This is a genomic window from Ensifer sp. Root558 (genome assembly GCF_001427045.1).
GTDB classification, from domain to species: Bacteria; Pseudomonadota; Alphaproteobacteria; order Rhizobiales; family Rhizobiaceae; genus Ensifer; species Ensifer adhaerens.
Window position 1 is genome coordinate 262,743 of sequence record NZ_LMGC01000001.1, and the last position, 11,916, is coordinate 274,658.

General features: G+C 63.6%; 11 protein-coding genes. 6 read left to right on the top strand and 5 right to left on the bottom strand.

All coding sequences use genetic code 11. The features are described from left to right. Positions 1-7: 7 nt before the first annotated feature. Together ASD63_RS01265 and ASD63_RS01270 are read right to left on the bottom strand one after the other, a co-directional pair. Complete coding sequence (locus ASD63_RS01265) at positions 8-1,018, bottom strand: NAD-dependent epimerase/dehydratase family protein (protein WP_034792671.1); 1,011 nt, start codon at positions 1,016-1,018, stop codon at positions 8-10. Between the two features lie 24 nt (positions 1,019-1,042). Further along, positions 1,043-1,654, bottom strand: a complete 612-nt coding sequence (locus ASD63_RS01270) for an rRNA adenine N-6-methyltransferase family protein (RefSeq protein ID WP_034792675.1) — start codon at positions 1,652-1,654, stop codon at positions 1,043-1,045. 116 nt (positions 1,655-1,770) lie between these two features. Between ASD63_RS01270 and ASD63_RS01275 the strand changes: the two genes are divergently transcribed. After that, positions 1,771-2,397: a TetR/AcrR family transcriptional regulator gene (locus ASD63_RS01275; RefSeq protein WP_063979478.1), complete on the top strand. Its 627-nt coding sequence runs from the start codon at positions 1,771-1,773 to the stop codon at positions 2,395-2,397. Positions 2,398-2,794: 397 nt separating this feature from the next. Then, positions 2,795-3,163 (top strand): hypothetical protein, encoded by a 369-nt coding sequence (locus tag ASD63_RS01280; protein WP_034792678.1) that lies wholly within the window; start codon positions 2,795-2,797, stop codon positions 3,161-3,163. Between the two features lie 46 nt (positions 3,164-3,209). On the opposite strand, the gene ASD63_RS01285 is transcribed toward ASD63_RS01280, so the two are convergent. Further along, positions 3,210-4,583, bottom strand: coding sequence for an MATE family efflux transporter (locus tag ASD63_RS01285; RefSeq protein ID WP_034792681.1), 1,374 nt, complete (start codon positions 4,581-4,583; stop codon positions 3,210-3,212). A gap of 524 nt (positions 4,584-5,107) precedes the next feature. Between ASD63_RS01285 and ASD63_RS01290 the strand changes: the two genes are divergently transcribed. The 3 genes from ASD63_RS01290 (at position 5,108) to ASD63_RS01300 (ending at position 8,961) form a co-directional block, all read left to right on the top strand. After that, a complete protein-coding gene (locus ASD63_RS01290; RefSeq protein WP_034792684.1) occupies positions 5,108-6,886 on the top strand; it encodes an acetolactate synthase 3 large subunit in 1,779 nt (592 codons plus the stop codon). A gap of 22 nt (positions 6,887-6,908) precedes the next feature. Further along, a complete protein-coding gene (gene ilvN, locus ASD63_RS01295) occupies positions 6,909-7,481 on the top strand; it encodes an acetolactate synthase small subunit (protein ID WP_034792687.1) in 573 nt (190 codons plus the stop codon). 448 nt (positions 7,482-7,929) lie between these two features. Then, complete coding sequence (locus tag ASD63_RS01300) at positions 7,930-8,961, top strand: NADP-dependent oxidoreductase (RefSeq protein WP_244497208.1); 1,032 nt, start codon at positions 7,930-7,932, stop codon at positions 8,959-8,961. A gap of 173 nt (positions 8,962-9,134) precedes the next feature. Here the strand turns inward: ASD63_RS01300 and ASD63_RS01305 are convergent, their stop codons facing one another. Then, positions 9,135-10,031: a LysR family transcriptional regulator gene (locus ASD63_RS01305; protein ID WP_034792690.1), complete on the bottom strand. Its 897-nt coding sequence runs from the start codon at positions 10,029-10,031 to the stop codon at positions 9,135-9,137. A 94-nt stretch (positions 10,032-10,125) separates the two neighbouring features. On the opposite strand from ASD63_RS01305, the gene ASD63_RS01310 reads away from it, so the two are divergent. Then, positions 10,126-10,875: a glucose 1-dehydrogenase gene (locus ASD63_RS01310; RefSeq protein WP_034792704.1), complete on the top strand. Its 750-nt coding sequence runs from the start codon at positions 10,126-10,128 to the stop codon at positions 10,873-10,875. A 133-nt stretch (positions 10,876-11,008) separates the two neighbouring features. Here the strand turns inward: ASD63_RS01310 and ASD63_RS01315 are convergent, their stop codons facing one another. Next, a complete protein-coding gene (locus tag ASD63_RS01315) occupies positions 11,009-11,854 on the bottom strand; it encodes an aldo/keto reductase (protein ID WP_034793617.1) in 846 nt (281 codons plus the stop codon). Positions 11,855-11,916 lie beyond the last annotated feature (62 nt).

Genomic DNA, 11,916 nt, shown 5'->3' on the forward strand with positions numbered 1-11,916 from the left:
GCTGAAATCAGCGCCCGCCGGCCGCAATCAGGCTGCGGGCGCAGTCGAGGATGGTGGCGTTCACGGACCTCGGCGCAAAGCCAAGCAGGCGCCGGGCTTTGTCGGATGACAGTGCAAATTTGCGACCGAGCAGCGGGGCCAGCGGCTTCAAATCGGCGCTGAGCGGGGCCAGCAGCCGCACGAGCGCGGTCGGCAGCCGTCGCGTCGGCACCTTGCGGCCATCGACGCCGAGGCCCAGGCGTAGCGTGGCGGCGATCTCCTCCATCCATTGGAAGTCGCCGGCGGCGAGAAAGCGTTCGCCTGCGGCCTCAGGCGCGGTCATGGCGGTGACGTGCAGGTCGGCGAGATCGCGTACGTCCACCACCCAGAAACCGAGGCGCGGCAGGAACCGCGGCCGGCCGCCAGCGAGGTCCCCGATGATCTTCACCGAGCCGAGATTTTCGCTCGAAAGCACCGGACCGAAGACGGCGCCGGGCAGCACCGTGGCGAACTCCGTCGCCTTGCCCTCCATGAACTTCCAGGCGGCACGCTCGGCGAGGATCTTGGAGACCCGGTAATTGTCAAATTGTGGGTCGTCGGGGTCGGCCCAGCGCGTCTCGTCGCTGGCAAGGCCTGAGTCCAGCGGCGGCCGGGTCGTGGCGGCTGCCGAAGTCATCACCACACGCCGGACGCCCGCATCGACGGCGGCGGAAAGCACCCGCAGCGTGCCTTCGCGGGCCGGCGTAACATAGGCGTCGCGGCCGCCGCCGGGAATGCCGCCGAGCGGCGACGCGACGTGCAGGACATAGGTGCAGCCCTCCATCGCCTCGGCCCAGCCGTCATCTCCGGTCAGATCGGCCCTGGCGAAGGACAGTCGGTCTGTCGCGTCGCTGACGGCGGCGATCGAGCGCCTGACGGCGTCGGCCTTTGCGAGATCGCGCAAGGTGGCGCGAACGTGGTATCCGCCTTCGAGCAGAGATACGATGCACCAGCGGGCGACGAAGCCGGTGCCGCCGGTGACAAGAACACATTCATTCATCGGTTTTCATCTTCTTTCGTTGCGTCAGTCGCAGGTCCTGCCCATGGCCGCGAAGGGTTTGCGCCGGCTGATCCGGTAGACGGAGGCGGGCGGGAAGTTTCTGATGGTGCCGCCGATGCGCCGGGCGCGAAGGCCGAGCCGGTCGAGCAGCGGCCGCGGGATGGGGCAGCGCGGACCGTAGGTGAACTGGTAGAGATGGCCACCCGGCCGCATGTGCAGGAAAATACCGGAAAGGATTGCCATAACCTTGCGGGTGGGCATGGAGAGCAGCGGCAGGCCGCTGACCGCAGCGCCGATGCCTGCGGGAATTTCGGAATGACCATCGGCAAGCCGCGCCGCGTCGATCGAAAGAATGGTGGAGGCCGGGAAACGCGCCTTCAGGACGGCTGCAAAGTCAGGGCCGGATTCGACCAGCACAAGGTCTTCCTCGCGCACGCCCCGCTCGATCAACGCGCGCGTGAAGACACCGGTGCCGGGACCGAGTTCGAGCACCGGGCCATAGCGAGGGTCGATCTCGCGCGTGATCAACCGGGCAAGCGACCGGGAGGACGGCGTGACCGAGGCGACGCGCAGTGGATCTGCGAGCCAGGAGCGGAAGAAATGCAGGCTATCGCCATAGGCGCAAATGCTGGTCACGTGAGGCTCCGTGGATGGAATGAAGGCTGTCTTGCAAGGCGCGTTGCAGCGGCAAGTCTACGTCTGTATACTTCCGATTCATGATCATGTCTACAGATGTATACTAAGGAGGGGCCATGCCTGCCAAAAAGGGGGCTGCTGAAAAAGGGGGCGCAGAAAAGCGGCCTGCCGAAAAGGACGGGCGCCGCCGCGACGCGAACGCCACGCGCGCCGCAATTCTTGAGTCCGCACGCTCCGCCTTCATCGCCTCGGGATATGAAGGCGCCGGTGTGCGCGAGATCGCTGAAGGGGCCGGGGTTACGGCGATGCTGATCAACCGCTATTTCGGTTCAAAGGAGGGGCTCTTTGCCGAAGTGCTTTCGACCGCCAACCAACGGCCGATCATCGCCACGCCGGAGACGCTCAGCGCACCGGACCGGGCAGCGCGCATCGCAAGCGCGCTTTTGAAGGTGACGGAGCCGGAGGCAACCGCGCTCGACGGCTTCCTCATCATGCTCCGCTCGATCTCCAACGAGCGTGCGGTCGATATCGCGCGACAGGTGGTCGAAAGCCACCACCAGAAGAACGTCACTGAGGCGCTTTCAGGCCCGGATGCAGGTCAGCGCGCGGCGCTGCTGATGTCGCTCGTCGCCGGCGTGCAGATCATGCGCCAGGTGGTGGGGCTGGAAGCGCTGAATAAGGGGCATGACGCCGAGCTCGAGCGCCTGCTCGGTGATCTCGTCGCCAGGCTTGTCGATGAATAGGGGGTGCCTCCGTGCGCTCCGGCAGGGATCGCAGGCCTCTCACGGAGGCAGGCTTGGAGCGCGAGGGTCTATTTCGGGGCGTTCATATCGAACACGACCCAGCGGAAGAACAGGTAGATCGCGCCGAAACTGAGGAGGAGAGGTGTGAGCACGGAAAGGTCAAGCATCTCATTGCCTTTGTTTTTAAGCTGCATCATGCAGCCAAGCTAATTTGCCACGGCAAGTGTTAATGGCCGGTGCATGCGGACGCGGCCGACCTCCAAAATTGCTCTGGTATCTGCCGCTTGACCTCAACCAAGCTTGAGCTCTTACAAACCTCTCCATCGGCGTTGGCCCGAACGCCATCTTCGGCCCGGATTCGGCCCGAGGAGCCAGCAATACGCGACATGGAGGATGCATGACCGAGCAACTGCTTTTCCGAAATCTGATGAGGATTACTCCCGGCCATCTCGAACCGTTCCGCGAGGCGGTGCGCAGCGCGATCGCCTTCGTCGAAGAGCATGCGCCGCAGTTGATGGTGCAGACGTTCATCGACGAGAAAGAGATGCAGGCGGTGAGCATCCAGCTCTACCGCAATTCTGAGGACGTGCTCCGGCACTGGCAAATGTCGGATGCACACATCAACGACGTCTCCGCCCACTGCTCGGTGGAGCGGCTCGAGGTCTATGGCAATCCGAGCAAAGAGGTGGCCGCGGGGCTGGCGCCGTTCATCAACGATGGCCGCGGTTCCATCATGCCGTCGCTTGTCGGGTTCTCGCGGTTCTAGCGATAGGGACTGCGACGCGCCGGAGAACCGGCGCGTCGCGCGCAGATCAGCCTGACGGAGCCGTTGCGGGTCGTTGGCGCGAGGCCTGCCACAACACCAGCAGCGCGACCGCGAGAAGCAGCGCGTCTGCAGTCGGCATGGCGAACCAGATGCCGGGTTCGCCAAAGCTCGACGCGTAGAGTGCGACCAGCGGCATGGTGAAGAGATAGGGCTTGGCAAGCCCCAGGATCGCCGCCCGGCGCGCATCGCCGATCGCCTGGAAATAGCTGCCGAGCATGATCAGCGGTCCGGATAAGACGTACATCGCGACCATCACCGGCATGATGCGCGCGACGTCAGCGATGACCGCATCGTTGTCGACGAAGGTCGCGCCAATCGGCCTGGCAAAGCCGAGGAGCAGCACCTCGACGGCGAGGCAGTAGAAGAACGCCACAAGCATGCCAAGCCGCAGCATCCTTTCTGCCCGGTCCGCGAGGCCGGCGCCGACATTGTTGCCGACGATCGCCTGCATCGCCTGGCTCAGGCCCAAGAGCGGCAGCAGCGCGAAGGTCATGATGCGGGTGATGATGCCGTAGGCGGCGACCGTGGTGGCGTAGTTTTCGGCCGCCGTCTTCTGCAGCGCCGCCATGATCGTCACCGACACCAGCGCCATGCCGATGAAGCCGAGGCTCTGGGGGCTGCCCAGCGCGATCATGCGGCTCCATCCCGTCAGCGGGTTATGCCGGAGGAGGGCGGAGAGCCGCAGTTCCGTGCGTCCGAACAGGCGGAAGAGGACGATGAGGCCGAGCGCGAGGAGCTGCGCCAGCACGGTGCCGGTCGCGGACCCCGCGACACCCATGTCCAGCAGCGCGATCAGCACATAATTGAGGGCAAGGTTTGCGAGCGAGACCAGCAGGCTGAGGCCGGCCATCAGCCCGGCGCGTCCCTCGCATCGGAGCGCGTCCGATTGCACCGCCAGCAGGAACTGGACGGGCGCGCAAAAGATGATGATCGCGATATAGCGCTCGGCCATGCTGGCGAGCGGCCCCGGACCATTGGTGAGCGTCAGCACCAGGCGGTCGCCTAAGGCTGCGAACAGCGCGACCAGTGCAACAGCGATCGTCAGCGCCAGTATGTGGGCGCCGGCGAAGACGCCGCGGGCTTCAGCAAAGCGGCCGGCGCCGAGATGGCGGGCAAGCAGGCTCGCCATGCCGCTGACGACGAGGGTGGCCAACGCCACGGTGAGAATGAAGATCGGAAACACCGTGGTCACGGCGCCGACGGCTTCGGCGCCGACATAGATGCCGAGCATGATGGCATCGGCCACCGTCAACAGCCCGTTCATGCTCATGACGAAGATGATCGGCAGCGCCGTTTTCAAGAAGATCGCGCCGAGCGGCGCGGTCAAGTAGGCATTCGGCTTGGAGGTGTCCTTGGACATCCCGCACTCCTGTTCTCGCATTTCGATTGGGAAGAGGAGGGGCTCGCATTGCCTGCCACACGAAATGCGATCGGGGCGAGAGGATATCGTCAGAAGTCAGATTTCACCGAGACTGGAAGCCTGCGAGCGGCGGGGATCTGAAGCCCGGAAAGGGAGGTAGCGCCAAGCCGCATCGCCGTCAAGCCGGGGGACGATGACCCTTGCGCGTCATGAGACAAGCGGTGCCTTGCCGTAGTCGCTATGGGCCTGTTCGCGCAGCTTTCTCGGACGGTTTGCGCAACAATGTTCCGAGAAAGCGCCGGATCGTGTAACGAAAAGCCGTTGACGCCTCAGGCATTTGTGTTTATCAACTCGGCCCATGAAAAATTTTGCGGTTATTCTTGTGGTGGGACGGCGCATGGGCAGGATGGTGTAACCATCCGGCGGTAGCCACCCATGCGCTGAACGAGGCTCCTGACGGGGCCTTTTTTTATGCCTTCAAACAAGCTAAGCACCCAACTGGGAAAAGGGACGGAAGCAAGTCAATGAGCGGTACAGAAAACCAGATGACAGGCGCGGAGATCGTTCTCCAGGCACTGAAGGACAATGGCGTCGAGCATATCTTCGGCTATCCCGGTGGCGCCGTGCTTCCGATCTACGACGAAATCCACCAGCAGGACGATATCCAGCACATCCTCGTTCGCCACGAGCAGGGCGCCGGCCACATGGCCGAAGGCTATGCCCGCTCCACCGGCAAGGTCGGCGTCATGCTGGTCACCTCCGGCCCAGGTGCTACCAATGCAGTGACGCCGCTGCAGGACGCGCTGATGGATTCGATCCCGCTCGTCTGCATCTCCGGCCAGGTTCCGACCTCGCTGATCGGCTCCGACGCCTTCCAGGAATGCGACACGATCGGCATCACCCGGCCTTGCACCAAGCACAACTGGCTGGTTCGCGACGTCAACGATCTCGCCCGCATCATCCATGAGGCCTTCCGCGTCGCCCAGTCCGGCCGTCCGGGCCCGGTCGTTGTCGATATCCCGAAGGACGTCCAGTTTGCGACCGGCACCTACACGCCGCCGTCTGCCGTCCCGACCCAGAAGAGCTACCAGCCGAAGAAGCAGGGCGATCTGAAGAAGATCGAGGAAGCGGTCGAACTGATGCGCAATGCGCGCCAGCCGATCATCTATTCCGGCGGCGGCGTCATCAACTCCGGCCCTGAAGCCTCGCATCTGCTGCGCGAATTGGTCGAGCTCACCGGTTTCCCGATCACCTCGACGCTGATGGGGCTTGGCGCCTATCCGGCCTCCGGCAAGGCCTGGCTCGGCATGCTCGGCATGCACGGCACCTATGAGGCCAACATGGCGATGCATGACTGCGACGTCATGATCTGCATCGGCGCCCGCTTCGACGACCGCATCACCGGCCGCCTCAACGCGTTTTCGCCGAACTCCAAGAAGATCCACATCGACATCGACCCGTCGTCGATCAACAAGAACGTCCGCGTCGACGTGCCGATCCTCGGCGATGTCGGCACGGTTCTGGAAGACATGGTTCGCCTCTGGCGCGCCGCTTCCAAGTCGACCGACAAGGCACGTCTCTCGGACTGGTGGGAGATGATCACGAAGTGGCGCGCCCGCAATTCGCTCGCCTATGCGCCGAACGACGACGTCATCATGCCGCAATATGCGATCCAGCGGCTCTATGAGCTGAGCAAGGACCGCGACACCTACATCACCACGGAAGTCGGCCAGCATCAGATGTGGGCAGCCCAGTTCTTCGGCTTCGAGCAGCCGAACCGCTGGATGACCTCGGGCGGCCTCGGCACCATGGGCTACGGCTTCCCGGCGGCGATCGGCGTGCAGGTCGCGCACCCGAACAGCCTCGTCGTCGACATCGCCGGTGACGCCTCGATCCAGATGTGCATCCAGGAAATGTCCTGCGCGGTCCAGTACGGCCTGCCGGTCAAGATCTTCATCCTCAACAACCAGTACATGGGCATGGTGCGCCAGTGGCAGCAGCTGCTTCACGGCAACCGCCTGTCGCATTCCTACACCGAAGCGATGCCTGACTTCGTCAAGCTGGCGGAAGCCTATGGCGGCGTCGGCATCCGTTGCGACAAGCCGAGCGAGCTCGACGCAGCGATCCGCAAGATGATCGACACGCCGGCGCCGGTTATCTTCGATTGCCGCGTCGCCAACCTCGCCAACTGCTTCCCGATGATCCCCTCGGGCAAGGCCCACAACGAGATGCTGTTGCCCGACGAAGCCACGGACGAAGCGGTCGCCAACGCGATCGACGCCAAGGGCCGTCAGCTGGTCTGAGATAGGTAGAGGAACCACTCACATGAACGCACACCTTCAACCGACCGGCTCCGCCTACTTCATCGCCAAGGAGACCGAAGTCGCCGAAACCCACACGCTTTCGGTTCTCGTCGACAACGAACCGGGCGTCCTTGCCCGCGTCATAGGCCTGTTCTCCGGTCGCGGCTACAACATCGAGAGCCTCACGGTTTCGGAAACGGAACACGAGGCGCACCTGTCGCGCATCACCATCGTGACGCGCGGCACGCCGCACGTGCTCGACCAGATCAAGAACCAGCTGGAACGGCTGGTTCCGGTCCACCGCGTCGTCGACCTGACCGTGCGCGCCGCCAGCCTGGGCCACGACCGGCCGATCGAACGCGAACTGGCGCTCGTCAAGGTACACGGCTCGGGCGACCACCGCGTCGAGGCTCTGCGCCTTGCCGACGCCTTCCGCGCCTCGGTCATCGACGCCAACATCGATCACTTCGTCTTCGAAATCACCGGCAAGCCGTCGAAGATCGAGCAGTTCATCGCCATCATGAAGCCGCTCGGCCTCATCGAGGTCTGCCGCACCGGCATCGCAGCGATGAACCGCGGCCCGCAGGGCATGTGATTTTGCCGAGGTGAGGGGCTCGCGTGCATTCTTGCGCGCGAGATTTTCCGAGCGGGATTGCCCCTCGCACTTTGTGCGGAGGCTGCCCCTCACCCCAGCCCTCTCCCGGCAGGCGGGGAGAGGGGGCGCTCGCACCCAGCGAGCCGCTTCTTTCCTCCTTCATGGTGACCGTCCATCAAAGGCACGCTTCTGCTGAAGATGCTAAGCGCTCGCGGTTCAAGGGAACCGGGCGCCCGCTGCACGTTTCCTTCTCCCCGCTTGGGGGAGAAGGTGGCCGGCAGGCAGGATGAGGGGCCGCCGCAGTTGCAGCCGAAACCTCCCGGCCGGCCGGATGATCGGTGCACGCGCATGCGACCGAAGCCGCCAGACGTCACGCGCGTGGTTGACTTCGCACGGCATTTCTCGCCGAGTATTCCCTCAGAAGATTTCTCACGATCGCAGGTGCCTGATGAATTCTACCAAGATGAAGGCCTTGGTCCTTACGAGATATCGTGGTTCCGATGCCGCGGAGTTGCGCGACGTGCGGCGCCCACGCGCAGCGCGCGGCGAGGTGCTTTTCCGAGTGCATGCCGCCGGCCTCAATCCGGTCGACTACAAGACGCGCGACGGCATGCTGAAAGTCGTCCAGCGCTATCCCTTGCCTGTCGTCATGGGCAACGAACTCTCAGGCGTCGTCGAGGAACTGGGAGAAGGCGTCGCGTCGTTTGCGCCGGGCGACCGGGTCTTTGCGCGCATGCCCAAAGACACCATGGGGGGCCTTGCTGAGTATGCCGTCGTGCCCGAACAATTCCTGGCGAAGATGCCTGCATCGATCGACTTCAACACGGCAGCCGGCGTGCCGCTTGCCGGCCTTACCGCCTTGCAGGCGCTGCGCGACGAGCTTCATGTGGGGCGGGGCAGCCGGATCTTCATCCCCGGTGGCGCCGGCGGTGTGGGTACTTTCGCCATTCAGCTGGCGAAATGGCTGGGCGCGGAGGTCACGACGACCGCATCGCCCCGCGGCCGCGCGCTGGTCGAGGCGCTCGGCGCCGACGTGGTGATCGACTACACGAAGGAGCGCTTCGAGGAGCGCTTGCGCGACATGGACGGCGCCTTCGATCTGCTGGGCGGCGAGACGCTCCTAAAATCCTTCGGCGTCGTCAAGCGCGGCGGCAAGGTGGTTTCCATCGCCGGCATGCCCGAGCCCGAAACCGCGCGAAAGGATCTCGGCCGCGGGCTGTTCCTCAGGGCGCTGTTCTGGCTTGCGTCCTATAAGATACGCGCCGTCGCCCGGAAACACGGCGTCTCCTACCGCTACCTCTTCATGCATCCTGATGGTGCCGAGCTTGCCGAACTCGCAGGCCTCATCGACGCCGGGACGGTCAGGCCGGTGATCGACCGCGTGTTTGCACTGAACGATGTCGCCGAAGCCTTCGCCTATCTGGAATCCGGTCGCGCCAAGGGCAAGGTGGTGGTGGAGATTGCGGGCGTCACTGCGTGATCGACGCTTGCGGTGGCGGTTCTTTGCGATAAACCGCAGCGCGCAGAAGGCAGACGTTTCGTGAGGATGGTCCCTCACTCCCTTTCTCTCAGGGACGGGCAGGTTGCCAACGGCCTATCGGAGCGAGTGAATGCGTATTTCCATTTCACCGCAAGTCCACTGGTCTTAGGCTGTCACAGACCTGGTATGCTCTTGGTTTGGTCGGCGATGAAATCGCAAAATCGCCGAACGCGAAGCGGTATCATCGAGCCGAAGGCGTGCACCACGTTGAGAGGCTGCGGCGGCAGGTCCAGTTCAGTGGAGATATCGATCAGCCGGCCGTCGTTCAACTCGTCCTGAACCACACACTTCATGAGCAGTGCCGCCCCCAGACCGTGGAGTGCCGCTGCCCGCAGTGCCTGCCCGGTATCGCAATCCACGCGGCCCTGCGGTGAAAACTGCTTGCCGCCCGCAAAGACCATCGGGCTCGGATGACCACGCACAATGTATCGGGCGAAGGGAAGAGCCGACGCCTCGTCTACTGAACGCGGCTTGCCGTGTTTCTCGAGGTAAGCTGGAGACGCGACGATCACCATGTTGACATTCGCTAGCTTTCGTACGCGCAGTTCGCCTTGGCCACCGCCGCCCACGCGGAAGGCCACGTCGTAATCCTCCCGGATCAAATCAACTTGCCGGTCTGCGAGCCCCACCTCCAGCTTGATGGCGGGAAAGGCCGATGCGAAATCTCGAAATATCGGGGTCAAGAAGTAGCGGGCAAGATCGCTTGGCATGCTGAACCGAATTCTGCCGGCGAGCGTGTCCTCACGGCTGGCGACCTCGTCCGACGTATCAAGCTGGCGCAGGAGAGGAGCAACCTTGTCGAACAAGGATTGCCCTTCGAAGGTTAGAACCAATGCTCGCGTTGACCTCAGAAACAGGCGGGCCCTGACCAAGGTCTCCAACCTTCCGACGCTCCTCGAGACGGCAGACGGCGATGTCCTCAGGATCTTGGCCGCAGCGCTGAACGAACCGCTCTCCACGGTCCTGACGAACGCGATCAAGCCAGGCGTCTCGTTCAGCAGATTGGGCATCTACACCTCGCAGGCACATGTCATGTGCTCATGAACCCGCTAATGCGCCGTCCAAGGCATCTCTATCTCCATGACACCTAACATGGAGACGAAAATGAAGACACTTCAAGGAAAGGTCGCCGTCATTACTGGCGGCAACAGCGGCATCGGAAAGGCGACCGCCAAGCTCTTTGCCGAAGAAGGCGCCCAGGTCATCATCACGGCTCGACGCCAGGACCTTCTAGATCAAGCCGTTCAGGAAATCGGCTTCGGCGCGATCGGCATCCAGGGTGACGTGGCTGATCTCGCCCATCATCGGGCGGTCGCGGGCACAGTTGCGGAACGATTTGGCGCGGTCGATATCTACCTTGCCAACGCGGGCGTGATCGACCTCAAACCGACCGACGCAATCTCCGAAGAAGCCTATGACCGGCATTTTTCCATCAACACAAAGGGCGTCTTCTTCGGCGTTCAAGCCATCGCTCCCATCATGAACGAGGGCGGGAGCATCATCATCACCAGTTCGCTGGCGGCGACCAAGGTTCTCCCGAACCATAGCGTCTATGCCGGTTCCAAAGCTGCCGCAGCGGCGTTCGCGCGCAACTGGGCGATCGAGTTCAAGTCGCGCCGCATTCGCGTGAATGTTCTCAGCCCGGGGCCGACGGACACGGAAATCCTTGGAAAGCTCGGAATCTCCGAGGCTGAACGCGTACCCTTTCTCGAGCACATGGCCGAGACGATCCCGGCTGGCCGGCTGGGCACGTCCGGGGAGCTTGCCAGTGCGGCACTCTTCCTCGCTTCGGATGCCGGTCGCTTCGTCAACGGCATCGAACTCCACGTCGACGGCGGAATGTTGCTTGTCTGACGGATAGCGGATGTCGCCGAACAGCAGCGAGGGCGTTTGATTGAACCGTCATCGATGTTGCACCGACTGCGCCTCCGGCGCGCAGTCGGGCTGAGCGGCTGAGGGCGCGGTCAACGTTATCGCGACGCTTCTCTCAAATCATCTCCAGCGACCGCTTGCGCTTCGGCGGCGGGAAGGCGTGGTCGAGGGCGGCGAGGTCTTCGGCGGTCAGGTGGATGTCCATTGCGTCGCGGTTTTCGCGGAGGCGGTCGGCCGAACCGGTCTTGGGGATCGAGATGACGCCGGGGCGGGTCTTGAGGAAGGCAAGGGCGATCTGGGAGGGCGTCGCCTGATGCGCCTTGGCGATGTGAATGAGATCGGGGTGGCGCAAGAGCCGACCCTCGTCGAGCGGAGAATAGGCCATGATGGCGATGCCTTGGCTCTGGCACCAGGGCAAGAGGTCGTATTCGATGCCGCGGCGCGACAGGTTGTAGAGCACCTGGTTGACGGCGACGTTTTTGCCATCCGGCACGTCCAGCAGCTCCTCCATGTCGTCGACATCGAAGTTCGAGACGCCCCAGGCGCCGATCTTGCCTGATTTCTTCAGCGCCTCGAAGGCGGCAACCGTTTCCGCCAGCGGATAGCCGCCGCGCCAGTGCAGGAGGTAGAGATCGATATGGTCGACGCCGAGATGCTTCAGGCTGCGCGCGCAGGCGGCCTCGGTGCCAATGCGGCTGGCGTTGGACGGCAGCACCTTGCTGACGATGAAGGCCTCGTCGCGGCGCCCGCGCACCGCTTCGCCGACCACGCGCTCCGAGGCGCCGTTGCCATACATTTCGGCCGTGTCGATCAGCGTCAGGCCGAGATCGAGGCCGAGCTGCAGGCTCTTCACCTCATCGGCCTTGCGTGCTGCGCTGTCGCCCATGCGCCAGGTGCCTTGGCCAAGAACCGGGATCGAGCGGCCGTCGGGAAGTGTCGTCGTCGGGATCGGATCGTGCATGCTTTTCTCCTCGCGGCCGAAATTGCCCACAGCGGCCGCAGCTTTCAAGATGCGCCTCTCAC